The organism is Azospirillum sp. VT-I1 (genome assembly GCF_055698305.1).
Genome location: NZ_CP168803.1, coordinates 693,263 through 718,123 on the forward strand (window position 1 = coordinate 693,263; position 24,861 = coordinate 718,123).

Genomic DNA, 24,861 nt, shown 5'->3' on the forward strand with positions numbered 1-24,861 from the left:
AACGGTCATGAACGGATTTCTCATCGTCAATGGCCTGTCGGGCCTGCTGATCGTCAGCTCCCTTCTGGTCACGCTCGCCGGCAATCCTGCCAACTCCGCCCGCTTCTACGCGCTGCAGAGCTTCATCCTGGTGATGCTGTTCGTGGCACTGGCGGGGACCACCGGGTCGGGCGAGCTGTATCTCTGGTCCTTCACCGCGCTGCTGACCAAGGTGATCCTGGTCCCAACGATCATGTACCGCGCCTTCCGTAGGCTGAGCGACCCGGCCATCGGATCGGGTGCGGTGATGCCGACGGCGCTGTCCATCGTCGGGGCGGCGGTCGCCGTCATCCTCTGCTTCGGCGTCGCGTCCAAGGTGACGCTGCCGGCGGCGGATGCCATCAAGCCGGCGCTGGCGGTGTCGCTCGCCCTCTTCTTCATCGGGCTCGCCTGCATCGTGGCGCAGCGGAACATCCTGAAACAGGTGTTCGGCTACTGCCTGATGGAAAACGGGTCGCACCTGACCCTGGCCCTGCTGGCCCCCAACGCCCCTGAACTGGTGGAGATCGGCATCGCCACCGACGCCATCTTCGCGGTGGTGGTGATGGCGGCGCTGGGATCGCGGATCTTCGACACGCTGCACACGCTCGACGCGCGCCAGCTCACGAGCCTGAAGGGATGACCGCCATGGTACCCTCGATCCTTCCCCCACTTCTCCTGATCGGTCCGCTGGCGGTGGCGCTGTTCCTGCTGACCCTGCCCTGGTTCCGGGAGTCGCTGCCCGAAGCCTTCGCGACCGACAAGGGCAGCGTGACGCTGCTGGAGCGCATCCATCTGGGCTCCATCGGCTATGTCTTCCTGCTGAGCATCGCGGCGCTGATCCAGGTGCTGTCGAACGGCGCCATCGCCGCCTTCGGCGACTGGCTGTTCGTCGATGCGCTCGGCGCCGTCTTCATGATGCTGATCGGCGTGGTCGGCCTGCTGACCGGACTCTATTCCATCGCCTACATCCGGCACGACCTGGAAGCCGGGGTGATCGACGCCGGCAAGGTCCGCATCTATTACGGCTTCTTCAGCCTGTTCCTGTTCACCATGCTGCTGGCGGTCACCGCCAACAACATCATCATGATGTGGGCGGCCATCGAGGCGACGACTCTCGGCTCCGCCTTCCTGGTCGGGCTCTACGGGCAGAAATCCTCGCTGGAGGCCGCCTGGAAATACGTCATCATCTGCACGGTCGGCGTCGCCTTCGGCCTCTACGGCACGGTGCTGGTCTTCTCCAACGCCGCCGACGTGCTGGCCGACCCGCATCAGGCGGTGCTGTGGACGGCCCTGGTCGGCCATGCCGCCGAGTTGGACCCGATGCTGGTCAAGCTGGCCTTCGTCTTCGCCCTGATCGGCTTTGGCACCAAGGCCGGCATCTTCCCGATGCATGCTTGGCTGCCCGACGCCCATTCGGAAGCGCCGAGCCCGGTGTCGGGCCTGCTGTCGGGCGTGCTGCTGAAATGCGCGCTGCTGATCGTCATCCGCTTCTACGTCATCACCGTCGGCACGGTCGGCACCGGCTTCCCGCAGATGCTGCTGCTGACGCTGGGCCTGCTGTCGGTCGGCGTCTCGTCGCTGCTGTTCTTTGTGCAGCAGGATCTGAAGCGCAAGCTGGCCTATTCCAGCATCGAGAATGTCGGGCTGATCGTCGTGGCGCTCGGCATCGGCGGGCCGCTGGGAATCGCCGCGGCCCTGCTGCACTCCATCAACCACAGCGTCACCAAGGCCCTGTTCTTCTGCAGCGCCGGCAACGTCCTGATGAAGTACGGCACCCGCGACCTGCGGGCGGTGAAGGGCGTGCTGCGGGTGGCCCCTGCCACCGGCCTCTTGATGATGGGCTGCGCCCTGGCGCTGGCCGGCTTCCCGCCCTTCAACATCTTCGTCAGCGAATTCATGGTCTTCATGGCCGGGCTGAACGAGGGCTATGCCTGGGTCATGGCGCTGTGCGCGCTGTTCCTGTGCATCACCATCGCCGGGCTGGTGAAGATCGTCGCCGACAGCGTGCTGGGCAAGAGCCCGGAGGCGATGCCGAAGGGTGACGTGGGCTGGAAGGCACTGGCCCCGCTGGGTGTGCTGGCGGTGCTGGTGCTGACGCTGGGCTTCGCCGTGCCGCAGCCGCTGTCCAACCTCGTCCAGCAGGCGACCGCGGTGGTGATGAACGGCGACAGCCGCCCGGTGGTCGCCGCGCCCTGGCAAAAATACGACACGGTCCGCGCCGCTGGGCCGGTGGTGACCGGCAGCCTCTCGCAGACGGAGATTTCAAAATGAACCTCATCACTCCGGAACGGGTCGGGAGCGGCTATATCGCCTCCCTGCGCGAGAGCCTGCCCCATGCGATCCTTGATGAATCCTGGCAGACCGAGGCCCAGGTCACCATCACGGTCAAGCCGCAATCGCTGCCCGACGTCGTCGCCAGCCTCTATTACGACCATGGCGGCTGGCTGTCGGTGGTCGTCGGCAACGACGAACGGCCGCTTAACGGCGCCTATGCCGTCTACTATGTCCTGTCCATGGAGGGCGGCGACAGGTGCCATGTGGTGGTGCGCTGCGAGGTGCCGGCCGACACGCTGGAATACCCCTCCGTCACCCCACGGGTGCCCGCCTGCGTCTGGGGCGAGCGCGAAGTGCGCGACATGTTCGGCCTGCGCCCGGTCGGGCTACCGGACGAACGCCGCCTCGTCCTGCCCGACGACTGGCCCGACGAGCTGTATCCGCTGCGCAAGGATTCGATGGACTACCGGCTGCGGCCGGCGCCGACCAGCGACGACGAGACCTACCAGTTCATCAACGAGGCCAAGCAGGAGACCCGCGTCGTCCCGCTGGGACCGCTGCACATCACCTCCGACGAGCCCGGCCATTTCCGCCTGTTCGTCGATGGCGAGGACATCATCGACGCCGATTACCGCATGTTCTACGTCCACCGCGGCATGGAGAAGGTGGCCGAGACGCGGATGGGCTACAATGACGTCACCTTCCTGGCCGACCGCGTCTGCGGCATCTGCGGCTACGCCCACAGCGTCGCCTATGCCAGTTCGGTGGAGAATGCGCTGGGCATCAAGGTGCCGCCGCGGGCCCAGGCCATCCGCTCCATCCTGCTGGAGACGGAGCGGATGCACAGCCATCTGCTGAACCTTGGCCTCGTCTGCCACTTCATCGGCTTCGACACCGGCTTCATGCAGTTCTTCCGCGTGCGCGAGAAGGCGATGACGCTGGCGGAGCTGCTGACCGGCGCCCGCAAGACCTACGCGCTGAACCTGATAGGCGGGGTGCGTCGCGACATCCTGGGCGACCAGCAGGCGAAGACCCGCGAACTGGTCGCCGAGCTGCGCGACGACGTGACCCGGCTGGTCGATGTGCTGCTGTCCACCGCCAACGTCAGCGGCCGCGTCAAGGGCGTCGGCCGGCTCGACCCGCAGATCGCCCGCGACTACAGCCCGGTCGGGCCGGTGGTGCGCGGCAGCGGCCACCGCCGCGACACGCGCGCCGACCATGCCTTCGCCGGCTACAGGCTGCTCGACATGCCGGTCCATGTCGAACAGGGCTGCGACGTGCTGTCCCGCACGCTGGTGCGGGTGGCGGAATTCTTCGACAGCCTGTGGATCATCGAACAGCTGCTGGACAAGGCCCCGGCCGGCCCGGTGCTGACCGAGGACTTCACCTATGTCCCGCACAAATTCGCGCTCGGCTTCACCGAGGCGCCGCGCGGCGAGGACATCCACTGGTCGATGACAGGCGACAACCAGAAGCTCTACCGCTGGCGCTGCCGCGCCTCGACCTACAACAACTGGCCGGTGCTGCGCTACATGCTGCGCGGCAATACGGTGTCGGACGCCCCGCTGATCGTGGGCAGCATCGACCCCTGCTATTCCTGCACCGACCGCGTGACCGTGGTGGACGTGCGCAAGAAGCGCTCCAAGACCATCGCCTACAAGGAGATGGAGCGCTACTGCCGCGAACGCACGGATTCACCGCTGAAGTGACGGGGGCGACCAATGCTCAAGCTACTCAAGGAGATCTTCCGCACGGGCGAGGCGACGGTCAAATACCCCTTCGCACCGATGCCGGTCTGCAAGGACTTCCGCGGCAAGCCGGAACACAGGGCGGAGGACTGCATCGCCTGTGCCGCCTGCACCGTCGCCTGCCCGGCCAACGCCATCGGGATGGAGACCGACACCGCCGCCGCCACCCGCACCTGGTCGATCAATTACGGGCGCTGCGTCTTCTGCGGCCGCTGCGAGGAATCCTGCCCGACCGGCGCCATCCGCCTGTCCGACGATTTCGAACTGGCGGTCGGCAGCAAGGCCGACCTGACGCGCAAGGCGGTGTTCACGCTGGCCGACTGCGCCTGCTGCGGCAAGCCCTTCGCCCCGGCCAAGGAGGTCGATTACGTCGCCCGCCTGCTGAGCCAGTCGGCCCGCAGCGCGGAGGAGGCCGACCGGCTGCGCCTGACCGTCTCGACCTGCCCGGCCTGCAAGCGCGCCCAGGATGTCCACCACATCGCCGGCATGGGAATCGCCCGGCAGATGGAAGCCGGCCTCTCGAAAACCGGAAAGCCGGTCAAGGAACTGGAGCCCACGCCATGACCATCCCCGTAGACCCCAAGACCCTGGTGGCGGAGATGTCGCCGGTCTCCACCGGTGAGCAGATCGCGACGATGAAGAAGGCGCTGCTGAAGAACATCCAGCGCTCCGCCTACGTCTATCGCGTCGATTGCGGCGGCTGCAACGGCTGCGAGATCGAGATCTTCTCGTCCATCACCCCGGTGTTCGACGCGGAGCGCTTCGGCATCAAGGTGGTGGCCTCGCCCCGCCATGCCGACATCCTGCTGTTCACCGGGGCGGTGACCCGCTCCATGCGGATGCCGGCGCTGCGCGCCTATGAGGCGGCGCCCGATCCGAAGATCGTCGTGTCCTACGGCGCTTGCGGCTGCACCGGCGGCATCTTCCACGACCTCTACTGCGTGTGGGGCGGCACCGACAACATCGTGCCGGTGGACGTTTACATCCCCGGCTGCCCGCCGACGCCGGCCGCGACCATCCACGGCTTCGCCGTGGCGCTCGGCCTGCTGGAGCAGAAGCTGAAGGCCGAGACCCATGTCGAGGCCGCCGGCGAGACCGCCGCCCTGCCCCACCCCGACATCCCCTATGCCCTGCGCGTCCGGCTGGAACGGGAAGCCCGGCGGATGGCCGGCTACCGCCAGGGACGCGACATCGCGGAGGAGTTCATGGCCATGCTGGAGGGGCATGCGCGCAAACGCGGCTCCTTCACCCTATCCGAATGCATGATGGAGGCAATCGCCGAGGAGCGCGATCCACGCCGCGCCGAGATTATCGGCCGGCTGGTCGACGTCGTGCAGCAGGCTGTCCGGGGAGAGGCGCCATGAGCATGTCCGCGCAAGCCGATCCCGGCTCCATCCCCGGCCTGCGCACCGGCCGAGGCGCTGCGCCCGAGGTGGTGTTCTACCAGCTGAACGCCAAGGTTCTGGAGCGGAAGGAAGACATTCCGGAGGATGCCAAGCAGGTGGTCTACTACTCGCTCGCCATCGGGCATCACATCGGTGTGTTCGACTGCTTCAAGCCGGCCTTCCGCTGCACCACCGCGGTGTTCGACCGCGTGCTGGAGACGCTGAAGGACAATGAGGAGGCGCACCGCAAGTTGTCCGGCCTGCTGCGCTTCGGCGAGATCACGGTGGACAGCACCCACACCCGGCCGCTGATGACGGCCATCGAGGCGGTGCTGCCGACCGCCCCGCCCGACGTGGCGGCATGGCTGGACCGGCTGCGCACGGCGCTGGACGCCATCCGGCGCGAACCCGCGATCTATCTGATGGGGAGACGGCTGTCATGACCGATGTCGTATTCACGGTGGGGAACGTCCTGCGCGGCGACGACGGGGCCGGCCCGCTGCTGGCCCAGCTGCTCGACGAGCAACCCGCCCCCGGCTGGACCGTGGTGGACGGGGAGGATGTCCCGGAAAACCACACCCACCACATCCGCTCGCTGGCACCAAAGCGGGTGCTGATCGTCGATGCCGCCGACATGGAGCTGCCGCCGGGCGAGGTCCGCCTGATCGGGCAGGACAGCGTCGCCGAGCAGTTCATGGTCACCACCCACGCCATCCCGCTGAACTTCCTGATCGACAGCCTGCGCGAGACCGTGCCGGAGATCCTGTTCCTCGGCATCCAGCCGCAGGACACCAGCTTCTTCGCGCCCGTGACCAGCACCGTCCGCCATTCCGTGGAGGCCGTTCACGACCGGCTCGTCCGCGGCGAGGGCTTCGAGGTTTACGAGACGGTGGGCTGACACCAGTACCCCGGAGCGTTCGCGGCATCCCGTTTTCGCAGCGCTCCGGGCATTCAAGCAGACGCCGACGGCGTCACCGATCGGCGCTGAATTGCCGGTCGCCCCTCCCCCTGCACGACGAACCCTTGCACATCCGTCGGCGGGTGCCGGGACAGACCGTGTCCGGACCAACTCCACACACGCGGAGGAACCCCGTCATGGCAACGGATCCTGCATCGAAAGACACACCAGTGCTCGGCATGGACGCCTATTCGCCCGCCGAGATTCAGGACAAAGTCGAAAAGCTGGGGGTGAAGAAGGCGACGATGCCCTTCCTGCCCAGCTTCATGCTGGCGGCGGTCGCCGGCGGCGGCATCGGGCTGGGTGGCATGTTCTTCGTCATCGTGCTGGCCGATCCGGCGCTGAGCTTCGCGGTCCAGCGGGTGCTGGGCGGGCTGGTCTTCTCGCTCGGCCTGTCGCTGGTCATGGTCGGCGGGGCGGAGCTGTTCACCGGCAACTGCCTGATCGTGATGGCGCGGGCCAACGGCCAGATCAGCACGGCGCAGGTGCTGCGCAACTGGGCGACGATCTGGATCGGCAACGCGGTGGGCGCGCTCGGCCTCGTCTTCCTGATCTATATGTCGCATCACACCGAGATGAACAACGGTGCCATCGGCGCCGCCGTCCTGAAGCTCGCCATCGGCAAGATCGCGCCCGACGCGGTGACCATCTTCTTCAAGGGCATCCTGTGCAACCTGCTGGTCTGTCTGGCGGTCTGGCTCGCCTATGCCGGCCGGACGGTGACCGACAAGATCGTGGCACTGACCCTGCCGGTGGCCGCCTTCGTCGCCGCCGGGTTCGAGCACTGCATCGCCAACCTGTATTTCCTGCCGCTGGCCTATGTGCTGAAGCTGACGGGCCATGTGCCGGCGGGGCTGGACGTGTCGATGATCACGGCGGGCGGCATCCTGCACAATTTGCTGTTCGCCACGCTCGGCAACATCGTCGGCGGGTCGGCCTTCGTCGGCGGCGTCTATTGGCTGATCTACCGCAAGGGGCTGGGCGGCCTGACCCCGCTGCCGTCGCACAAGCCGATGCCCGTGATGGGACGGCCTGCAGCGACGCATTGACGGAAGGCGCAGTCCCGGGGGGCCGGCGCGCATGCCGGCCCCCGCGATGTCACGCCGGGGTGGCGACCCGCGACGGCACGGCATAGACGGTGAAGCGGCCGTCGCGCACATAGGCGACCACCCCCACCCCGACCGTCTCGGCGAAGCCGACGCACAGCGAGGTGGGGGCGGAGATGGCGGCGATCAGCGGGATGCCGGCGGCGGCGGTCTTGTGGACCATCTCGAAGGAACAGCGGCTCGACACCACGACGAAGCCGCCGGTCGGGTCGATGCCGTCGCGGGCCAGCGCGCCGACCAGCTTGTCGAGCGCATTGTGCCGGCCGACGTCTTCGCGCACGGCGACCAGCTGCCCGTCGGGACGGGCGAAGCCGGCGGCATGGACGGCCCCGGTCTGCCGGTTCAGCGTCTGCCCCGACGGCAGGGCCGCCACGGCGCGGCGGATCGCGTCGGGCGCGATGCGGGCGGTGGAGCGGATGGGGTCGAGCGGCCGCAGGGTCTCCGCGAAGCTGTCGGTGCCGCAGCGCCCGCAGCCGGACCCGCCCATCAGGTTGCGCTTGCGCCGCAGCAGCGCCGCCAGCCGCTCCACCGGCAGTTCCATGCGGATGCGCACGCCGTCCGTCAGCTCGTCGATGGCGGTGATCGCCAGTTCGTCGGCACTGCCGACGATCCCCTCGCTGAGCGAGAAGCCGGTGGCGAAATCCTCCAGGTCGGTCGGGGTCGCTAGCATGACCGCGAACAGGTCGCCGGCATAGACCAGCCCGACCGGCACCTCGTCGATGATGGTCTCCTCGCGGTCGTCGGTGCCCGATCCGGTGCAGACGGTCGCCGGAACCAGCCGGACGCCGTGACGCGCGGGGGTGCGCCAGGGTGAAGGGCGCGGAGGTCTGGGCCGCGCAGGCGGTTGCATGATCCATGGTGTGGCAGAGCCCCTGGCTGCGATGAAAGGGGGATGAGGACGAGCGCCGGCCGAACGGTCCGCCACAGCGTACCGTTATAACGCCGGACTTGGAGCATTGGTCCCGGCGCCACGGCCGGGCCGGCGCCCGCACCACGATCTTGCGCCGGTGCGCGGCGGAACGACATGCGACATTACGGCTCATCGCCAATATTTATCGCAGAAACCCTGAATAGACGCAGGTTATCGGACGATCCATTATTCTTATCGGACGGATATTCATGTTTATTTTCGTGTATAGATATCGATTTGTGATTTGCCACACTTCATCCATGGTGATATCTGTCTTGATGTCGACCTCAAGACAGATCCGCCATTTCACGGTTACTCCCACCATCGGGATCCCGAATCCACCGGGTGGAGACGGACGATGCATGAGCTTTCATTGTGCGAACGGTTGCTGGAGCTGCTGCAGGAGGAATCCCGGCGGCACGATTTCCGGCGCGTCACGCGGCTCCGGCTGGCGGTGGGGCAGTTCGCCTGCGTCGATCCGGACGCCCTGCGCTTCGCCTTCGACGTGGTCCGCCGCGACACGCTGGCCGAAGGGGCGGCGGTGGACATCGACCGGCCGCCGGGTCTCGTCTGGTGCCAGGACTGCGCCTGCGAGCGGGAGGTGCCGTCGCGGCTGGCTCCCTGCCCGGCCTGCGGCGGCCGGCGCCTCAGCCCGCGCGGCGGCGACGACCTGACCCTGGTCGAACTGGAAGTCGCCTGACCGCCGGGATGCCCGGCGTCGGAAGGAAGGAGCGCCGCCATGTGCCTTGGAGTTCCGGCCCGGATCCTCGCCGTCGCCGATGCCGGACGGATGACCGTCCTCGCCGAGATGCTGGGCGAAGAGCGGGAGGTGAACCTCTCCTGCCTCGCCGGCCCGGATGAGCCGCCGTCCGCCTGGGTGGGCGGCTGGGTGCTGGTCCATCTCGGCTTCGCCCTGTCCCGGATCACCGAGGCCGAGGCGCTGACCACCCTCGACATGCTTCGCCAGCTGGACGAGGCGGAGGACGGGCTGGGGCATCTGAAGGCGTCCCTGATCGGCTGACCCCGGCAAGAGAGCGAAGCCGGCATTCACAGGAGATCTTTCGCGATGAACAGGTTGCTTTCCGCCGGCCTCGCCGGCCTTCTCACGGTGGCGCTGGCCCTGCCGGCGGCGGCACACACCGGCCATGCCGGACATGCGATGTTCCAGGAGGGATTGCTTCACCCGCTGAACGGCATCGACCATCTGCTGGCCATGGTCGCCGTCGGCATCTGGGCGGCGCAGAATGGCGGCAAGGCCGTCTGGCTGCTGCCGGCCTCCTTCATCGCCATGCTGGCGGGCGGCGCCGCGATCGGCATGGCCGGCGTCGAGCTGCCCGCGGTGGAGGCCGGGATCGCCGCCTCCGTCGCGGTGCTGGGCCTGCTGGTGCTGCTGAACAAACGGGTGCCGGTGGCGGCGGGCATGCTGCTGGTCGGCGCTTTCGCCGTCCTGCATGGCCACGCCCATGGGGCGGAGATGCCGCAGGCGGCCGACCCGGTCCTCTACAGCCTGGGCTTCCTGCTGTCGACGGCGATGCTCCACGCCGCGGGCATCGCCATCGGGCTCACCCGCCATATCCCGCGCCTGCTGTCGGCGCGGCGTGCCGTGCGGTAAGACGGCCTGCATAAGCCGGTCCTGCCATGGACCTGCTAGGAAAGCCGGGGGTGGGCGTGCGCCGACCTCCCGGCCTTTTCCGTGCCCGGATAATGAACATCCTGTCGCAAGGGATCGGGAGGCACCAGCCGCCCGCCATTCTCCCGCAGCCCTTCCGCCAGCTCCACCGCATAGGCGGCGCCGTCCAGCAGCATGGCGGCGGCGATGACTGCGAGATGCGCCGGGGGGATGTCGCGGCGGAAGCGGATCGCCGGGTCCGGCTCCATCCCCTCGCGGCGGCGCGCGAGGTAGCAGGCGGCGGCCATGGCGAGGGGCACGGCCGGAACCATGTTCTGGATGCCGTGCATCTTCTGCTCCACCGGCGGGACCGGCCGCCGCGCGATGGCATAGCGCAGGTCGGCCATCATGGTCGCCTCGTGCGACAGCAGGCCGGCGGCCATCAGCGCCAGGCTGCGCGGATTGGTCTCCAGCAGGAGCAGCGCCAGGCCGGGCATCGCCGCCTGCCCGGACATGACGATGTGCATCAGCGATTCCTTGGCCCCGGCCGTGTGCTGGATGTCCATCCGGCGGTGAACGATCCAGTCGGCGAAGCCGGCAAGCGCCCCCACCGGCAGGAGGCCATAGGCGACGACATCGCGCATCGCCCGGTCCAGCGCTTCGGCCGGCAGCGCGGATGTCGGCAGCGCGGGCGCCGGGGGCGCGCGGACGGCCGCGCCCGGCCGGCGGGACGCCGCCCCCGCTTGAGGGCGAGGCCGGCACCGACCGCCGCGGCCGACAGGGCCACCGCGGACAAGGTGGTGGTGAGAAGCCCCTTCATCCGGTCTCCTTTCCCAGAAATGACGGCTTCACGCGCACCGTCACGGGCCGACGTCGCCGTCGGCGTCGTTGCCGACCACGTCGTCCTCCGTCATGCCGAAGGCGGCACCCGGATTGCGGTCCATCTCGGAGGCGATGTCGTCGTCTTCGCCGATGTCCTCCTCCGCATCGCTCAGGGAATCCTCGTCGGCGAGCGAGTTGTCGGTGGTGTGCATCCAGCTGTTCTCGTCGGCCATCAGATCGACGATCTCCTCTTCCGGCTCGTCGGCCTCGACCGCTTTCTGATGACCACGGATCAGGGTGTCGCGCAGCTCCGGCAGCGACAGCTTCTCCTCCGCGATCTCGCGCAGGGCGACCACCGGGTTCTTGTCGTTGTCGCGGTCGATGGCCAGCGGCGCACCACCGGCGAGCTGGCGCGCGCGCTGCGCCGCGACCATGACCAGATCGAAGCGGTTGGGGACCAGGAGGACGCAATCCTCGACGGTGACACGGGCCATTCGACGGACACTCCGGACAGGTGACGGGCTTTGAAAACCGGTGAAAGGGCCGGGATGCCGGCCCCTCCCCCTCAACAGCTCCTCCGGCCCATGGCGCGGCCATTCACTGGTCGTATCGCAAAGGGGGAGTACCGGCCTGCCCCGTCGGGGCAGCGGCCGGCGCGCCCGTCCGGGAGCGGGAGCGGTACCCATCACGCCGTTGCGGACGAATGCCTCCCGCCGCTGTTCTTGTTCCTGTCCTCTCCCCTGTCGCCACGGTTCATGCCCACCGCCCCGATCTCCCTCACCGGCACGTCCCAGCAAGACAATCCCGATGCCGGCCGCCTCGCCGAGGAGCTGGCCCGCAGGGAAAGGCAGCATGATCTGCTGGCCCGCTTCGGCATGGCCACCCTGAAAAGCACCGACATCGGCACGCTGCTGCAGGAGGCCACGCGCCTGTGCGCCGAGGGGCTGGGGACGGAGCTGTGCAAGGCCCTGGAATGGGTGCGGGACACCGACGGCGATGATCCGCCCGACGGAGACCGCCTGCTGGTCCGCGCCGGCGTCGGCTGGCACCCCGGCGTCGTCGGAATCCGGACGGTGGGCGCCGACCTCGCCTCCCCCGCCGGCTATGCGCTGAAGACCGGCGAGCCGGTCATCTCCAACGATCTCGGCACCGAATCCCGCTTCCGCTGCCCGGCCCTGCTGGCCGAGCATGGGGTGAGGAGCGCCATCAACGTCATCATCCGCGGCGAGGGCGAACCCTTCGGCGTGCTGGAGGTCGACAGCCGGCAGGACGGACGTTTCGACGCCGCCGACGCCGCCTTCCTCCAGGGCTTCGCCAACCTGCTGGGCGGCGCCATCGACCGCGCCCGCGACGTGGAGGAGCGCCGCCGCACGGAAGCCCTGCTGCGCGAGAACGAGGAGCAGTTCCGCAGCCTTGCCGACCTGATCCCGCAGCTGACCTGGATGGCGGACGCCGGCGGCGCGATCTATTGGTACAACCAACGCTGGTACGATTTCACCGGCACTGCGCCGGGCGAGACGGAGGGCTGGAACTGGCGCATCGTCCACCACCCCGACCATGTCGAGCGCGCCTCCGACGGCTTCTTCCGCGCGATCCGTGCGGGGGAGCCGTGGGAGGACACCTTCCCGCTGCGCCGGCATGACGGGGAATACCGCTGGTTCCTGTCGCGCGCCGTGCCGGTGCGCGGCCCCGGCGGGCGGATCCAGCGCTGGCTGGGCACCAACACCGACGTGACCGAGCAGCGCCGGGCCGAAGCCCGCGTGGTGGAGGCGGAGCGGCGGCTGCAGCTGGCGCTCAACGCCGCGCGGATCGGCGCATGGTCGTGGAACCTGGACGAGGACCGCATCGAGGCCGACGCCCGGCTGCGCGAGATCTTCGGCTTCACGGCGGAATTCCCGCCCGACCGGCCGCTCTGCGGATCGGACGTGACCGGCCGCGTGCATCCGGACGACCAGCCCCACATCCGGCAGATCATCGAGACCGCCCGGCGGGAACGCGGCGAATATGACGCAGAGTTCCGCATCCTGCAACCGTCGGGCGAAGTGCGCTGGGCGGTGGCGCGCGGCATCGTCACCGACAGCACGCCCGAGCGCAGCCTGAACCTGATCGGCGTCACCTGGGACACCACCGACCGCAAGCGGGCGGAGGAGCGGCTGCGCCTCAGCGAGGAGCGGTTCCGCTCGCTGGTGGAGGCCACCGCCGCCATCGTCTGGAACACGTCGGGAACCGGGCGCTTCGACGTCCCGCAGCCGAGCTGGAGCGCCTTCACCGGCCAGAGCTTCGAGCAGTTGAAGGGCACCGGCTGGACCGACGCGATCCATCCCGACGACCGCCCCCACACGGCGGAGGCCTGGCGCGCGGCGCGGACGGGGCGGACCGTCTACAAGGCCGAACACCGGCTGCGCCGCCATGACGGCGTCTACCGCGACATGCTGGTCCGCGCCGTTCCGCTGCTGGACGGCAGCGGCGCCGTGCAGGAATGGGTCGGCGTCCACACCGACATCACCACCCGCCGCCGCGCCGAGGAGGCGCTGCGCGAGACGGAGGAACGCTACCGGCTGGCGGCACAGGCGACCAACGACGCCATCTGGGACTGGAACCTGTCGTCGGGCCGCATCCACTGGAACGAGGCGGTGCGCACCCTGTTCGGCTATGGCGAGGATGCGGCGGAGACCTCCGCGTCCTGGTGGATGGACCACATCCACCCCGACGACCAGGATCATGTGGTGACCGGCATCCATGCGGTGATCGATGGCGGCGGCACCCGCTGGAACGACGAATACCGCTTCCGCCGCGCCGACGGCAGCTATGCCAGCATCCTCGACCGCGGCTTCGTCCTGCGCAACGCCATCGGAAAGCCGCTGCGCATGATCGGCGCCATGCAGGACATCAGCACCCGCAAGCGGGCGGAGGAGGAGCTGGAGGCCGCCCGCCTCGCCGCGGAGGAGGCCAACCGGGCCAAGAGCCTGTTTATCGCCAACATGAGCCACGAGCTGCGCACGCCGCTCAGCGCCGTCATCGGCTACACCGAAATGCTGGAGGAGGAGCTGTCCGACCTCGGCATTGACAGCATGCTGCCCGACCTGGAGAAGATCGAGGCCAATGCCCGCCACCTGCTGAACCTCATCAACGGCGTCCTCGACATCTCCAAGATCGAGGCCGGCAAGATGGAGGTGCATGGCGAGGACGCCAACATCGCCGAGCTGACCCGGGAGGTCGCCGCGACGGTCGAAGCCCTGGTGTCGAAGAAGGGCAACCGGCTGGCCGTGCAGGTGGCGGACGGGCTGGGGCGCATGCACACCGACGTGGTGAAGGTGCGGCAATGCCTGTTCAACCTGCTGAGCAACGCCGCCAAATTCACTGAGAACGGAACCGTCACCCTGTCGGTGGAGCGCGCCGCGGACGGCGCCGGGGCGGAAGCGGCCGGCATGGTGGTCTTCCGCGTGAGCGACACCGGCATCGGCATGACGCCGGAGCAGGTGCGCCGCCTGTTCGAGCGATTCATGCAGGCTGACAGCTCCACCACCCGCCGTTTCGGCGGCACCGGGCTGGGGCTGGCGATCACCAAGGCCTTCGCCGACATGCTGGGCGGGGAAATCGCCGTCGATACCGCCTCCGGCACGGGCACCAGCTTCACCCTGCGCCTGCCGGCCGACCTGCGGCACGGCCGGGCGCCGGGCCACTCCGATCCTTCGCCGGTAACGGTCGACCAGACAGCACCGGCGCCGTCCGCGCGCGAGACGATCCTCATCATCGACGATGAGCAGGCGATGCGCGAACTGCTCGCCCGCTTCCTGCACCGCGAGGGCTTCGGCGTGGCGCTGGCGGCGGATGGGCCGACCGGCCTGTCCATCGCCCGGCAGATCCGGCCGCGCGCCATCCTGCTGGACGTGATGATGCCGCGGACCGACGGCTGGTCGGTGCTGTCGGTGCTGAAGGCGGAGCCCGATCTGGCCGACATCCCCGTCATCATCATCTCCTCCCGCCGGGAGAAGGGGCTGGCCCTGTCGCTGGGCGCCGCCGACTATTTCACCAAGCCGGTGGACTGGCAGCGCCTGCACCGCGTGCTGAGCGGTCTTCGCGGGCAGGCTCCGGGCACCGCCCTGGTGCTGATGGAGGCCGACGAGACGCGCACCCTGCTGGGGGCGGAGCTGGGCCGCGACGGCTGGGACGTCCGTGACGCGGCGACGGAGGAGGAGGCGTTCCGCCAGCTTGCCGCCGCCCGGCCGACCGTGATCCTGCTGGACCCCTTCATGGAGGCCATGGACGGCTTCGCCTTCCTCAAGGCGCTGTGCCGCAATCCGGACTGGAGCGGCATCCCCGTCATCGTCATGGCCCCCCAGGCGATGGGGCGCGACGAGGCCGAGGAGCTGCGCGGCCGGGTCCGCGACATCATCCCGATGGCGGAGGACGGATCGGAAGGAATGATCGAAGAGCTGAAGGACGCGATCGCGCGCCTGCGGCCGGCCCCCGGCGGGACCGGGGACGCCGCCGGCGCGCCGGGAGGAAGCGGAGGAAGCGATGGCTAAGCTGCTGCTGGTCGAAGACCATGAGGAAATCTGGGACTTCCTGTCGCGCCGCCTGAAGCGGCGGGGCTTCGAGGTGGTGCTGGCCTTCGACGGCCGGCAGGGGGTGGAGATGGCGCGCAGCGAGCGGCCGGACGTGATCCTGCTCGACATGAACTTGCCGGTCATCGACGGCTGGACCGCCGCCCGCGAACTGAAGGCCGGCGGGGAAACCGCATCCATCCCGATCATCGCCCTGACCGCGCATGCCATGTCCGGCGACCGCGAGAAGACTCTGCAGGCCGGCTGCGACGACTACCATCCCAAGCCCGTCGACTTCTCCCGCCTGCTGACGCAGATCGACACGGCGATGCAGCGTCCGGCCGGGGCGGCAGGGGAGTGAAGCGATGACGGACATGCAGAAACCCGGCCTGCTGAAGCGCCTGTTCGGCGGCTCGCCGGACGCTCCCTCCCCCGCCCCGTCTTCCGCCGCCGCATCCGCGGGCGTTCCCACCGCCGAGACCGAGGGGGACGCCAGCCCGCTGGGGTCGCGCCTCGGCCACCGGCCGGTGCTGCACGAGATGCTGGCCCGCCAGATCCTGGACGCCCATCTGCGCAACCGCCATCAGCTGCTAGACCGCGCGCCCTCGGACCTGCGGACCGCCAGCCCGGAGGAGGCGCGCCTGCTGGTCCTGGCCATGGCCGCCGCGGCGCACGCGAACGGCGACCTGGACGGCATGGAGCGTGGCCGGATCAGGGGCAAGCTGCGCAGCAGCCCCCTCGACGACGAGGAGCAGCGCGCGCTCGAACAGTCCATGGAAGAACCGCAATGCCTTGAGGAGCTGGTCCGTCAGGTCGACAGCCCGCGCATGGCCGCCCGCTTCTACGCCGTCTCGCTGGCGGCGGTGGACAAGAACGCGCCGATCAACCGCTCCTACCTGCGCTATCTCGCCCAGCGCCTCGGCCTGCCGGCCGATCTCGTGGTGCGGCTGAACCGGCAGATGGGGCTGCGGCTGTAGCCCCGCCGGTCAGACGTCCTGCCCGCTGGCGCTGAGTTCGCCCAGCGCCTTGCGGATCGTGTCGGTGTCCAGCAGCAGCCGGCGCGACACGTCGCTCAGCGTCAGCCAGCCGACGACCTGCCCGCCCTCGTCCAGCACCGGCAGGCGCCGCACATGATAGGCGCCCATGATGTCCATCGCCGTGGCCAGCGTGTCGGTGTCGCGGCAACTGAAGACGGAGCTGGACATCACCTCGCGCACCCGGACCCGCGTGGTGTCGCCACCCTCCGCCACCACCCGGAACAGGATGTCGCGGTCGGTCAGGATGCCCAGCAGATCGTCGGCCGAACCGACCGGCAGCGCGCCGACGTCCAGCTCGCCCATCAGCGTCGCAGCCTCCTGCACGGTGGCGTCGGGCGAGATGAACTCCAGCGCTTTCGCCATGATCTCGGAAACCAGCACGGTCATGTTCCTCGTTGGTCGGACCAGTCTTCGGGTTAAGGGCCGGTGGGCGATGGGCAACATCCGGCCGCGGGGCGTTGTTCCTCCCTCAGCCTCCTCCCTCAGCCGCCGAGCGGCCAGACCATCACGATCAGCCAAGTCCCCAGCGTCAGGATGAGCAGCGACAACGGAACGCCCAGACGGGGATAGTCGCCGAACCGGTAGCCGCCCGGCCCCATCACCAGCGTGTTGCACTGGTGGCCGATGGGGGTCAGGAAGTCGCTGCCGGCGCCGACGGCGACCGCCATCAGGAAGGGATCGGGGCTGAGCCCCAGCTGCTGGGCGACCCCGGCGCCGATGGGCGCCATGACCAGCACCGTCGCGGCATTGTTGAGGAAGGGCGTGACCGCCATCGCCGCCGCCATCACCAGCGTGACGCAGGCCACCGCCGGCAGGCCACGCGCGGCGTCGGCCAGCAGGGTGGAAATCACCTGGGTCGCCCCGGTGCTCTCCAGCGTGCCGCTGACCGGGATCAGCGCGGCCAGCAGGATGATGATCGGCCACTCCACCGCATGATAGGCATCCTCGACGCTGAGCACCCCGGTGACGACCATCGCCGCCGCCGCCGCCAGGAAGGTGACGGCCAGGGGGGCCAGATGAAGGGCGACGACCAGCATGGTCACGACGACGATCCCGACCGGCACCCACATCGGCCGGCGCCGTCCCAGCTGCAGGCGGCGCTCCGCCAGCGGGATCAGGTTGGCGTCGGCGAGGGCATCGGGATAGCGCTCCGCCGGTACCTGGAGCAGCAGCAGGTCGCCTTCCCGGAACACCACATGGTGCAGGCGCTGGGCGATCCGCTCGCCGGTGCGGCTCACCGCCAGCAGGCTGAGGCCGAAGCGCCGCCGCAGGTCGAGACGGCGGTCGGAATGACCGGCGAGCGGCGAGTCCGGCGTCACCACCGCCTCCACCGCCAGCAATTCGCCGCCCGCCTCCTCCAGAACGCCCAAGGGCTCCAGCGAAGCGGCCTGGACCAGACGCTGCAGGGCGGGCGCATCGCCCTCCAGCACCAGGATATCCTCGGCCAGCAACACCCAATGCTTGTCCGGCACATAGCGGCGGAACCGCTCGCGGATCAGGCCGATCACCTGGGCCTCTCCCTCCACCAGGGCTTCCATGTCGCGGATCGTGCGGCCGACGAAGGCCGATTCCGCCGGCAGCCTCATCTCGCTGGCGTAGTTCTCGACCGCGAAGGTCTCCTCCGCCGACCGCGCCCCGCTGCGGTCCTGGGGCAGCAGGCGCCAGCCGAACATCAGGAAGGCCAGACCGGCCAGCGTGATTCCCAGCCCGACCGGCAGATAGTCGAACATGGCGAAGGGCTTGCCGAGGATTTCCTCCCGCACGCGGGACACGATGATGTTGGGGGAGGTGCCGACCAGCGTCATCAGTCCGCCCATGAGAGAGGCGAAGGCCATCGGCATCAGCACGCGATGCGCTCCGGTGCGGTGCCGCCGCGCCAGCTGCATGGTGATCGGCAGGAAGATGGCGAGCGCGCCGATGTTCTTCATCAGCGCCGACATGAAGGCGACCGTTCCCGACAGGAACGCGATCTGCTTGGTCGGCGTGTTCAGCTTGGCCGCCACCGGACGGACCAGCGCATCGATCACGCCCGACCGGGCGATGCCGGCGCTGACGATCAGGGCGGAGGCGATGATGATGACGATGTCGTCGGCGAAACCGGAGAATGCCTCCTTCGCCGGGATCAGCCCCAGGAAGACGCCGGCCAGCAGGGCCAGCACCGCCACCACGTCGTAACGCAGCCTGTTCCAGACCAGCATCGCCACCACGATGCCCACCAACGCAAAGGCCATGAACTGCTGCAAGGTCATCGAAGATCCGTCTGTCGGTGTCGCCGGGAAGTAACCCCACGACACCCGACGGCGTTCCCGAAGCTCCGGCGGTACGGCGGTTGCGCCGTCCGAGCTTATCCGACGGTCCGGGAAACGGGACCCGGCTACCGTCGCAAGGCCAGTACCACCAGCCCCATCACCGGCTCTCCGCTTTCGTAGCGCAGCCGCTCATGGTCGCAGCGCAGCAGCTCGAATCCGGCGCCGGCCAGCGCGGCGCGCACGTAGGATTCGGCATGGGCGTAGCGGCCGTGGGTGGCGACGCGGTGCGGGCGGCCGTCCTCCGCCGCAAGCTCCTCGACCGTGAAGGCCAGCCGGCCGCCGGGGCGCAGCGCCGCACGGGCCGCCGCGAAGGCCTCGTCCAGAACGCCGAAATAGCAGAAGACGTCCGCCGCCATCACGAGGTCGAAGGCCCCCGGCACGCCGGCGAGGAAACCGACCAGTTCGGCCGCCTGCAGGTCGTCGTAAAGGCCGCGGGCACGGGCGCGCTCCAGCATGCCTTCCGACAGGTCGACGCCCACCAGCCGCCGGGCGCGTGGCCGCAGCGAGGCCGCGCACAGCCCGGTGCCGCAGCCGGCATCCAGCACGTCCAGGCCGCCGTCCGCCGCCTCGCCCGCCAGCAGCCCGGCCAGCAGGGCGGGCGCCCGGTAGTCCAGCTCCGCCAGCTTGCGGTCGAACTCCTCCGCGAACAGGTCGAAGGTCTGGCGCACATAGTCGTCGGGCGCGCGCGGGTCGGCCTCCTCCCCGGCGATGGCGGCGCCGATATGGCGGGCCAGCGGGTTGCTGGGATGGTCGCGCCGCCATCGCCGTGCAAGCTCCGCCGCCTCCTCCGTGCCGCCCTGCTCGTGCAGGAGATAGAGCACGGCGCCGAGATTGTCGTGGGCGTCGGCCCAGTCCGGCCGCAGGGCCAGCGCCCGCCGGTAGCCCACCGCCGCTTCGCCGAACCGGTCGAGGTCGCGCCACAGGTTGCCGCGGTTGTTCCACGCCTCCGCATGGTCAGGCCGCAGGGCCAGCGCCTGCCTGAACGCGTCCTCCGCCTCCGCCTGCCGTTCGGCCTGCCGCAGGACGGAGCCGAGGTTGTAGTGGGCCATGCCCTCGTCCAGGCCATGCGCGACGGCGGCCCGGTAGGCGGCGGCGGCCTCGTCCAGCCGGCCTAGCGCACGCAAGGCGTTGCCGTGGTTGTTGTGGGTTCCCGCCTGCGTCGGGTCGGCGGCGAGCGCGCGGGCGTAGAGCGGCTCCGCCCCCGCCGGGTCGCCGGCCGCCGCCAGCGCATCGGCCTGCCGGCTGAGCCGGACCGCCGGCGGCAGGGCGCCCGCCCCCAGACCGGTCCTCGGACCGCCGCGCAAGGACAAGCGTGACCCGGCCATAGCCTCTTCCCCCGCCATCAGACAATCGTCGATATCAATGGCATCTTTACCGTGATCCACCGATGATGGCACTCCCTTTGAGGGGGCGGACATCTGGGACGGGGCGGAACCGTGGCGAAGGACACCAACAGGCTGGCGCAGGCGGTGGCGCACCATCAGGCCGGGCGCCTCGCCGAGGCGGAGCGCGGCTACCGGCAGGTGCTGTCCGCCGATCCGTGGCACGCCGACGCGCTGCACCTGCTGGGCGTGCTATCCCTGCAATCCGGTCGCGCGGACGAGGCGGTCGGGCTGATCGGCAAGGCGCTGCAGCGCTCCAAGGGCGTTCCCGACTATTGGGACAATCTGGGCAGCGCGCTGATCGCATGCGGGCGCGCGAACGAGGCGGTCCAGGCCCACCGCAACGCGGCGGCGCTCGACCCCGGCGGAGCGCAGCGGCGGCACAATCTGGGCAACGCCCTGGCCGCCCTGGGCCGCCGCGAGGAGGCGGAGCGGGCCTTCATGCTGGCGCTGGCGCTGAAGCCCGACTATGCCAAGGCCTGGTACAATCTCGGCAGCTGCCGTGCCGCCGGCCGCCGCCATGCCGATGCGGCCGTCATGCTGGATCGCGCGGTCCGGCTTTCGCCCGGCATGATTGAGGCGCACAACAACCTGGGCGACGCGCTGGCGATGACCGGCCGGCTGGACGAAGCGGTCGCGCAGTTCCGGCTGGTGGCGCAGCTCAGGCCCGACGACGCCACCGCGCACTACAATCTGGGCGCCGTCCTGCAGCAGAAGGGCGCCTATGAAAGCGCAGAGATCGCCTATCGCCAGGCGCTGAAACGCAACCCGCGCCACAGCGCCGCGCTGAACAATCTGGGCAGCGTGCTGAAGCGGCTGGGCCGCCCGGATCAGGCGGAGCTGTGCCACCGGCAGGCCCTGGACCTGCATCCGGACTTCGTCGAGGCGCGCTACAATCTGGGCAATGCCCTGCAGGCGCAGGGGCGCTACGAGGAGGCGGCCGCCTGTTTCGAGGACGCGCTGGCGCAGCAGCCCGAACTTGCCACCGCCACCTGCAGCCTTGCCCTGTTGGCCCTCATGCACGGCGACCTGCCGCGGGGCTGGACAGGGTACGAGCGGCGCTTCGCCGCCGGGGAGGCGGCGCCCGACCGCCGGATCGCCGCCCCGCGCTGGCAGGGCGAGCTGCTGCGCGGCAAGCGCCTGCTGATCTGGCGGGAGCAGGGGGTGGGGCACGAAATCCTGTTCGCCTCCTGCTATCCGGACGTCATCGCCTGGGGGGCGGACCGGTCACCATCGAATGCGACCCGCGTCTGGTGCCGCTGTTCCGCCGCTCCTTCCCCAAGGCGACGGTGCGGGCCGAAAGCTGCACCGGTGACGCTTTCGGCGCCATCCCGCGGGAAACCGTCGAGCCGCCCGACTGCGACCTTCAGGTCCCGGCCGGCGACCTGCCGCACCGGCTGCGCGAAAGCCTGTCCGCCTTCGAGCCGCAAGACCCCTGGCTGGTGCCGGACCCGGCGCTGACGGAAGGCTGGCGCGAGCGGCTGGCGGCATTGGGACCGGGCCTGCGGGTCGGCATCGGCTGGCGCAGTCAGGCGATGACCATCGACCGCAAGGCCGCCTACGTCATGCTGGAGCACTGGGGGCCGGTGTTGGCCATCCCCGGCGTGGTGTTCGTCAACCTGCAGTACGGCGACTGCGAGGCCGAGCTTGCGGCGGCGGAGGAGCGCTTCGGCGTGCGCATCCACCGTTGGGACGACCTCGACCTCAAGGACGATTTCGACGGGGCGGCGGCGCTGACGGCCAACCTGGATCTGGTGATCTCGCCGGCGATGTCGGCGGGCGAGCTGGCGGGTGCGCTGGGGGTGCCGGTCTGGCGCTTCGGCCATCGCGACTGGACGCAGCTCGGCACCGGCGTCCGCCCCTGGTTCCCGACCATGCGGCTGTTCCAGCCCAACCCCGGCGAAGCGCTGGAATCGACGATGCGGGCCATCGCCCAGGCTCTCCGCGCCGCCTTGCCGGAAGGGGCTTCGCCGCAGCCTGTACCTCCCGCCCCGCCGGCGCCAGAGCCAGAGCCAGCGCCCGTGCAGCCTCCACCGGCCGATTTCGACGCCCTGCTGAACCATGCCGTCGCCCTGCACCGCGCCGGCCATGCGGCGGAGGCGGAGTCCGCCTACCGCGCCGCCATCGCCGCCGATCCCGCCCGCGCCAACCCCGGCCATGCCGATGCGCTCCATCTGCTGGGGCTCCTTCTGCACCAATCGGGACACAGCGCCAACGCCCTGGTCCTGATCGGCGAGGCACTGCGCATCGACCCCGTCTTCCCCCATGCCTGGAACCATCTGGGCCTGATCCACGAGGCGGAAAAGCGGCATGACAAGTCCTCGCGCGCCTTCGCCCGCGCGCTGGCGCTGCACCCCGCCTTTCCCGAGGCGCTGACCCATCTGGGCCTCGTCCATCAGAGCGGCGGCCGGGTGGCGGAGGCCATGCGGCTGCACCGCCGCTCCATCGCGCTCCAGCCGGAGAATCCACCCGCCTTCGCCAATCTCGGCCATGCCTGCGAGCTGGAGGGGCGGAGCGGCGAGGCGACCGCCCATTACCGGCGCGCGCTGTCCCTCCAGCCGGACTCCGCCGAAGCCCACAACAACCTCGCCACCCTGGCCATGTACGCCGGACAACCCGAGGAGACGAGGCATCGCCTGCAGCACGCGCTGCGGATCGATCCGGATTTCGCGCTTGCCGCCTGGAATCTCGGGCTGCTGGATTTGGCGGACGGCAGCATCGTGCGGGGCTGGCAAGGCTATGCCCGCCGCTTCTCCGCACGGCAGCTGCAGCGCGCCCGGCGCATCGACCGTCCGCAGTGGGACGGGGGGGCCTAGGCGGACGCCGGCTGCTGGTCTGGTCGGAACAGGGTGTGGGTGACGAGATCCTGTTCGCCTCCTGCTTCGACGTGCTGCGGGGGCTGGACGGTCCGGTGACGGTCGAATGCGACCGGCGGCTGGTCAGCCTGTTCGCCCGCTCCTTCCCCTGGGTGGCCGTGCGGAACGAGACCACCGATGCCGCCGGGCGGGAGACGGTGAATCCGCCCGATTGCGACCTGCAGATGCCGGCCGGCAGCCTGCCGGCGCTGTTCCGCGACCGCCTCGACCGCTTCCCGCCCGGTCCCGCCTATCTGCGCCCCGATCCGGAGCGCGTCGCGCTGTGGCGGGACCGGGTCGCCGCCCTGCCCGGCCTGCGGGTTGGACTGGCTTGGCGCAGCCAGATCGTCACGGCGCAGCGCGCCGCCGCCTACACCGGTTTGGCCGACTGGCTGCCGCTGCTCGACTTGCCCGGCGTCAGCGTCGTCTCGCTGCAATATGGCGATTGCGCTGCCGAGCTGGCGCGGGTGGAAACGGCGACGCGCCGGCTGCACCGGTGGGACGACCTGAACCTGAAGGACGATTTCGAAGGGGTGTCGGCCCTGATCGCCAACCTGGATCTGGTGATATCGCCGGCGACGGCGGTGGGCGAACTGGCGGGCGCGCTGGGCGTGCCGGTCTGGCGGCTCGGCACCCGCGACTGGACCCAGCTGGGCACCGGCTCGCGGCCCTGGTACCCGTCGATGCGGCTGATCCAGCCGGGCGCGGGCGAGGGGCTGGCCGACGCGGCCGCGCAGGCGGTGCGCGCGCTGACTGCGCTGGCGCCGGTCTGATGCCCGCCGTCGATACGCTGCTGGCCCGCGCCTTCGACCACCACCAGTCCGGCGGCTTCGACGAGGCGGAAGCGCTTTACCGTCATGTCCTGGCGAAAGATCCGGGGAGCGTCGAAGCTCTGCACCGCTGCGGCCTTCTGGTCGCCCAGCTCGGCCGGCTGGAGGAGGCCGACATGCTGCTGGCCCGTGCCCTGATGCTGGAACCCGCCGCTGCGGAGGCCGCGGTCAACCACGCCAAGATCCTGCGCGCGCTGCGGCGGCCCGACGCTGCGGTCCGCCATTTCCACCGTGCCCTGGCCCTGGCGCCCGCCCTGCTGGCGGCGCAGGAGGGGCTCGGCCATGCGGAGCGGGAGCGCGGGAACGCCGCGGCGGCGGCCGACGCCTATGGGCGGGCGGCATCGCTGGGCGCCGGTGCGGCCCTGCTGCACCAATGGGGCGTGGCGCTCGACGGCCTCGGCCGCGCGGCGGAGGCGGCGGAGGCGCTGCGCCGGTCGGCCCGGCTCGACCCGACCGTTCCATCGGTCGCAGCGCGGCTGGCGGCGATCCTGTACCGGCTCGGCCGTCATGGCGAGTCCGCGTGGTGGTACCGCCGGCTGCTGGTCCTGCAGCCCGGCCATGCCGATGCCCGGCAGGCATTGGACGTCTCCGCCGGCCGCGGAACCCCATCCTCCGGTCATAACCCTTCAGGTCAAAGGGTTGGATGACCTCCGGTTGGTGTTGCGCAAAGTGATTTCAAGATCCCACCCCTGCGACCCGGTGTCATACGACCGAACGGTTGAGGCACTTTTTCGCATGGTTTGCCCGCATAAAACGCAAGATTAGGGTTGTTCTGCGGTTCGGATGGGTGAACACTCATGTCACCGGCCCGTCACATTGCGGCGGGACACGGACTGATCCTATGGAGAGCGACTCATGCACACTGAAGCTCGCCTTTCGTCTCTGCAAGAAAAGCACATGCGCCTTGATCGCGCGATCCTCGACGAGGAAAAGCGGTCCTGGCCGGATGACAGCGCGGTGAAGCGCCTCAAGCTTGAAAAGCTGCACGTCAAGGAAGAGATCGATCGCCTGACGCGCTCCGGCACGATGAATTAATCCCCCCAATCACAGCATCACCCCTGAACGGGG

At 69.6% G+C, this 24,861-nt stretch carries 25 protein-coding genes; 19 read left to right on the forward strand and 6 right to left on the reverse strand.

Going from position 1 to position 24,861, the window contains the following annotated elements:
* Positions 1 to 7 precede the first annotated feature (7 nt).
* The 8 genes from hyfE (at position 8) to AB8P05_RS21685 (ending at position 7,435) form a co-directional block, all read left to right on the forward strand.
* Positions 8 to 661 carry a hydrogenase 4 membrane subunit gene (gene hyfE, locus AB8P05_RS21650; protein WP_472760302.1) on the forward strand — a complete coding sequence of 218 codons (654 nt, stop codon included), beginning with the start codon at positions 8 to 10 and terminating at the stop codon, positions 659 to 661.
* On the forward strand, positions 658 to 2,292 hold the full coding sequence (locus tag AB8P05_RS21655) for a hydrogenase 4 subunit F (protein ID WP_472760303.1): 1,635 nt from the start codon (positions 658 to 660) through the stop codon (positions 2,290 to 2,292). The genes hyfE and AB8P05_RS21655 overlap by 4 nt, the downstream gene beginning before the upstream one ends.
* Positions 2,289 to 4,004 (forward strand): hydrogenase large subunit, encoded by a 1,716-nt coding sequence (locus AB8P05_RS21660; protein ID WP_472760304.1) that lies wholly within the window; start codon positions 2,289 to 2,291, stop codon positions 4,002 to 4,004. The genes AB8P05_RS21655 and AB8P05_RS21660 overlap by 4 nt, the downstream gene beginning before the upstream one ends.
* Positions 4,005 to 4,016: 12 nt before the next feature.
* Positions 4,017 to 4,607 (forward strand): formate hydrogenlyase complex iron-sulfur subunit, encoded by a 591-nt coding sequence (locus AB8P05_RS21665; protein WP_472760305.1) that lies wholly within the window; start codon positions 4,017 to 4,019, stop codon positions 4,605 to 4,607.
* Positions 4,604 to 5,407 carry an NADH-quinone oxidoreductase subunit B family protein gene (locus AB8P05_RS21670; RefSeq protein WP_472760306.1) on the forward strand — a complete coding sequence of 268 codons (804 nt, stop codon included), beginning with the start codon at positions 4,604 to 4,606 and terminating at the stop codon, positions 5,405 to 5,407. Before AB8P05_RS21665 ends, AB8P05_RS21670 begins: the two co-directional genes overlap by 4 nt.
* Complete coding sequence (locus AB8P05_RS21675; protein WP_472760307.1) at positions 5,404 to 5,871, forward strand: formate hydrogenlyase maturation HycH family protein; 468 nt, start codon at positions 5,404 to 5,406, stop codon at positions 5,869 to 5,871. The genes AB8P05_RS21670 and AB8P05_RS21675 overlap by 4 nt, the downstream gene beginning before the upstream one ends.
* Positions 5,868 to 6,326, forward strand: a complete 459-nt coding sequence (gene hycI / locus AB8P05_RS21680; protein ID WP_472760308.1) for a hydrogenase maturation peptidase HycI — start codon at positions 5,868 to 5,870, stop codon at positions 6,324 to 6,326. Before AB8P05_RS21675 ends, hycI begins: the two co-directional genes overlap by 4 nt.
* Positions 6,327 to 6,523: 197 nt before the next feature.
* Positions 6,524 to 7,435 (forward strand): formate/nitrite transporter family protein, encoded by a 912-nt coding sequence (locus AB8P05_RS21685; protein WP_472760309.1) that lies wholly within the window; start codon positions 6,524 to 6,526, stop codon positions 7,433 to 7,435.
* 49 nt (positions 7,436 to 7,484) lie between these two features.
* Here AB8P05_RS21685 and fdhD read toward each other — a convergent pair whose 3' ends face one another.
* A complete protein-coding gene (gene fdhD, locus AB8P05_RS21690) occupies positions 7,485 to 8,342 on the reverse strand; it encodes a formate dehydrogenase accessory sulfurtransferase FdhD (protein WP_472760310.1) in 858 nt (285 codons plus the stop codon).
* Positions 8,343 to 8,760: 418 nt separating this feature from the next.
* Between fdhD and hypA the strand changes: the two genes are divergently transcribed.
* From hypA to AB8P05_RS21705, 3 genes are read left to right on the forward strand one after another with little or no spacing between them, the layout of a single operon-like run.
* A complete protein-coding gene (gene hypA / locus AB8P05_RS21695; RefSeq protein ID WP_472760311.1) occupies positions 8,761 to 9,102 on the forward strand; it encodes a hydrogenase maturation nickel metallochaperone HypA in 342 nt (113 codons plus the stop codon).
* A 39-nt stretch (positions 9,103 to 9,141) separates the two neighbouring features.
* Positions 9,142 to 9,423, forward strand: a complete 282-nt coding sequence (locus AB8P05_RS21700; RefSeq protein WP_472760312.1) for a HypC/HybG/HupF family hydrogenase formation chaperone — start codon at positions 9,142 to 9,144, stop codon at positions 9,421 to 9,423.
* Positions 9,424 to 9,468: 45 nt separating this feature from the next.
* Positions 9,469 to 10,014: a HupE/UreJ family protein gene (locus tag AB8P05_RS21705; RefSeq protein WP_472760313.1), complete on the forward strand. Its 546-nt coding sequence runs from the start codon at positions 9,469 to 9,471 to the stop codon at positions 10,012 to 10,014.
* Positions 10,015 to 10,049: 35 nt separating this feature from the next.
* Here AB8P05_RS21705 and AB8P05_RS21710 read toward each other — a convergent pair whose 3' ends face one another.
* Both AB8P05_RS21710 and rpoZ read right to left on the reverse strand, forming a co-directional pair.
* The gene (locus AB8P05_RS21710) at positions 10,050 to 10,655 is read right to left on the reverse strand and encodes a hypothetical protein (protein ID WP_472760314.1); all 606 of its coding nucleotides are present in this window, start codon (positions 10,653 to 10,655) and stop codon (positions 10,050 to 10,052) included.
* A gap of 216 nt (positions 10,656 to 10,871) precedes the next feature.
* The gene (gene rpoZ / locus AB8P05_RS21715; protein WP_472760315.1) at positions 10,872 to 11,327 is read right to left on the reverse strand and encodes a DNA-directed RNA polymerase subunit omega; all 456 of its coding nucleotides are present in this window, start codon (positions 11,325 to 11,327) and stop codon (positions 10,872 to 10,874) included.
* A gap of 261 nt (positions 11,328 to 11,588) precedes the next feature.
* Here rpoZ and AB8P05_RS21720 point away from each other — a divergent pair, with 261 nt between their 5' ends.
* Genes AB8P05_RS21720 through AB8P05_RS21730 form a run of 3 tightly spaced genes read left to right on the forward strand, consistent with a single transcriptional unit; the run spans position 11,589 to position 16,357 of the window.
* Positions 11,589 to 15,362: a PAS domain-containing protein gene (locus AB8P05_RS21720; RefSeq protein WP_472760316.1), complete on the forward strand. Its 3,774-nt coding sequence runs from the start codon at positions 11,589 to 11,591 to the stop codon at positions 15,360 to 15,362.
* A complete protein-coding gene (locus tag AB8P05_RS21725; RefSeq protein WP_472760317.1) occupies positions 15,355 to 15,741 on the forward strand; it encodes a response regulator in 387 nt (128 codons plus the stop codon). Before AB8P05_RS21720 ends, AB8P05_RS21725 begins: the two co-directional genes overlap by 8 nt.
* A gap of 4 nt (positions 15,742 to 15,745) precedes the next feature.
* Complete coding sequence (locus AB8P05_RS21730; protein WP_472760318.1) at positions 15,746 to 16,357, forward strand: DUF533 domain-containing protein; 612 nt, start codon at positions 15,746 to 15,748, stop codon at positions 16,355 to 16,357.
* A 9-nt stretch (positions 16,358 to 16,366) separates the two neighbouring features.
* Here AB8P05_RS21730 and AB8P05_RS21735 read toward each other — a convergent pair whose 3' ends face one another.
* From AB8P05_RS21735 to AB8P05_RS21745, 3 genes are all read right to left on the reverse strand, one after another.
* Positions 16,367 to 16,798 carry a CBS domain-containing protein gene (locus AB8P05_RS21735; protein WP_472760319.1) on the reverse strand — a complete coding sequence of 144 codons (432 nt, stop codon included), beginning with the start codon at positions 16,796 to 16,798 and terminating at the stop codon, positions 16,367 to 16,369.
* A gap of 101 nt (positions 16,799 to 16,899) precedes the next feature.
* Complete coding sequence (locus tag AB8P05_RS21740; protein ID WP_472760320.1) at positions 16,900 to 18,666, reverse strand: SLC13 family permease; 1,767 nt, start codon at positions 18,664 to 18,666, stop codon at positions 16,900 to 16,902.
* A gap of 125 nt (positions 18,667 to 18,791) precedes the next feature.
* Positions 18,792 to 20,051, reverse strand: a complete 1,260-nt coding sequence (locus AB8P05_RS21745) for a class I SAM-dependent DNA methyltransferase (RefSeq protein WP_472760321.1) — start codon at positions 20,049 to 20,051, stop codon at positions 18,792 to 18,794.
* 111 nt (positions 20,052 to 20,162) lie between these two features.
* Between AB8P05_RS21745 and AB8P05_RS21750 the strand changes: the two genes are divergently transcribed.
* The 5 genes from AB8P05_RS21750 to AB8P05_RS21770 all read left to right on the forward strand — a co-directional run bounded on the left by AB8P05_RS21750 (position 20,163) and on the right by AB8P05_RS21770 (position 24,828).
* The gene (locus AB8P05_RS21750; RefSeq protein WP_472760322.1) at positions 20,163 to 21,569 is read left to right on the forward strand and encodes a tetratricopeptide repeat protein; all 1,407 of its coding nucleotides are present in this window, start codon (positions 20,163 to 20,165) and stop codon (positions 21,567 to 21,569) included.
* Positions 21,570 to 22,531: 962 nt separating this feature from the next.
* Complete coding sequence (locus AB8P05_RS21755) at positions 22,532 to 22,924, forward strand: tetratricopeptide repeat protein (protein WP_472760687.1); 393 nt, start codon at positions 22,532 to 22,534, stop codon at positions 22,922 to 22,924.
* 35 nt (positions 22,925 to 22,959) lie between these two features.
* A complete protein-coding gene (locus tag AB8P05_RS21760) occupies positions 22,960 to 23,736 on the forward strand; it encodes a hypothetical protein (protein WP_472760323.1) in 777 nt (258 codons plus the stop codon).
* On the forward strand, positions 23,736 to 24,440 hold the full coding sequence (locus AB8P05_RS21765; RefSeq protein WP_472760324.1) for a tetratricopeptide repeat protein: 705 nt from the start codon (positions 23,736 to 23,738) through the stop codon (positions 24,438 to 24,440). Before AB8P05_RS21760 ends, AB8P05_RS21765 begins: the two co-directional genes overlap by 1 nt.
* A gap of 208 nt (positions 24,441 to 24,648) precedes the next feature.
* Positions 24,649 to 24,828 (forward strand): YdcH family protein, encoded by a 180-nt coding sequence (locus tag AB8P05_RS21770; RefSeq protein ID WP_108547700.1) that lies wholly within the window; start codon positions 24,649 to 24,651, stop codon positions 24,826 to 24,828.
* The last annotated feature ends 33 nt before the right edge of the window (positions 24,829 to 24,861 follow it).

What these genes read in the sequence shown, in the direction of transcription:
- rpoZ (WP_472760315.1), bottom strand. Translation starts at nt 11,327, where the DNA reads ATGGCCCGTGTCACCGTCGAGGATTGCGTCCTCCTGGTCCCCAACCGC.
- AB8P05_RS21700 (WP_472760312.1), top strand. Translation starts at nt 9,142, where the DNA reads ATGTGCCTTGGAGTTCCGGCCCGGATCCTCGCCGTCGCCGATGCCGGA.
- hypA (WP_472760311.1), top strand. Translation starts at nt 8,761, where the DNA reads ATGCATGAGCTTTCATTGTGCGAACGGTTGCTGGAGCTGCTGCAGGAG.
- AB8P05_RS21660 (WP_472760304.1), top strand. Translation starts at nt 2,289, where the DNA reads ATGAACCTCATCACTCCGGAACGGGTCGGGAGCGGCTATATCGCCTCC.
- AB8P05_RS21665 (WP_472760305.1), top strand. Translation starts at nt 4,017, where the DNA reads ATGCTCAAGCTACTCAAGGAGATCTTCCGCACGGGCGAGGCGACGGTC.
- AB8P05_RS21740 (WP_472760320.1), bottom strand. Translation starts at nt 18,666, where the DNA reads ATGACCTTGCAGCAGTTCATGGCCTTTGCGTTGGTGGGCATCGTGGTG.
- AB8P05_RS21675 (WP_472760307.1), top strand. Translation starts at nt 5,404, where the DNA reads ATGAGCATGTCCGCGCAAGCCGATCCCGGCTCCATCCCCGGCCTGCGC.
- AB8P05_RS21685 (WP_472760309.1), top strand. Translation starts at nt 6,524, where the DNA reads ATGGCAACGGATCCTGCATCGAAAGACACACCAGTGCTCGGCATGGAC.
- AB8P05_RS21765 (WP_472760324.1), top strand. Translation starts at nt 23,736, where the DNA reads ATGCCCGCCGTCGATACGCTGCTGGCCCGCGCCTTCGACCACCACCAG.
- AB8P05_RS21670 (WP_472760306.1), top strand. Translation starts at nt 4,604, where the DNA reads ATGACCATCCCCGTAGACCCCAAGACCCTGGTGGCGGAGATGTCGCCG.
- AB8P05_RS21725 (WP_472760317.1), top strand. Translation starts at nt 15,355, where the DNA reads ATGGCTAAGCTGCTGCTGGTCGAAGACCATGAGGAAATCTGGGACTTC.
- hyfE (WP_472760302.1), top strand. Translation starts at nt 8, where the DNA reads ATGAACGGATTTCTCATCGTCAATGGCCTGTCGGGCCTGCTGATCGTC.
- fdhD (WP_472760310.1), bottom strand. Translation starts at nt 8,342, where the DNA reads ATGCAACCGCCTGCGCGGCCCAGACCTCCGCGCCCTTCACCCTGGCGC.
- AB8P05_RS21755 (WP_472760687.1), top strand. Translation starts at nt 22,532, where the DNA reads ATGCGGCTGCACCGCCGCTCCATCGCGCTCCAGCCGGAGAATCCACCC.
- AB8P05_RS21720 (WP_472760316.1), top strand. Translation starts at nt 11,589, where the DNA reads ATGCCCACCGCCCCGATCTCCCTCACCGGCACGTCCCAGCAAGACAAT.
- AB8P05_RS21730 (WP_472760318.1), top strand. Translation starts at nt 15,746, where the DNA reads ATGACGGACATGCAGAAACCCGGCCTGCTGAAGCGCCTGTTCGGCGGC.
- AB8P05_RS21655 (WP_472760303.1), top strand. Translation starts at nt 658, where the DNA reads ATGACCGCCATGGTACCCTCGATCCTTCCCCCACTTCTCCTGATCGGT.
- AB8P05_RS21705 (WP_472760313.1), top strand. Translation starts at nt 9,469, where the DNA reads ATGAACAGGTTGCTTTCCGCCGGCCTCGCCGGCCTTCTCACGGTGGCG.
- AB8P05_RS21770 (WP_108547700.1), top strand. Translation starts at nt 24,649, where the DNA reads ATGCACACTGAAGCTCGCCTTTCGTCTCTGCAAGAAAAGCACATGCGC.
- hycI (WP_472760308.1), top strand. Translation starts at nt 5,868, where the DNA reads ATGACCGATGTCGTATTCACGGTGGGGAACGTCCTGCGCGGCGACGAC.
- AB8P05_RS21745 (WP_472760321.1), bottom strand. Translation starts at nt 20,051, where the DNA reads ATGGCCGGGTCACGCTTGTCCTTGCGCGGCGGTCCGAGGACCGGTCTG.
- AB8P05_RS21710 (WP_472760314.1), bottom strand. Translation starts at nt 10,655, where the DNA reads ATGCGCGATGTCGTCGCCTATGGCCTCCTGCCGGTGGGGGCGCTTGCC.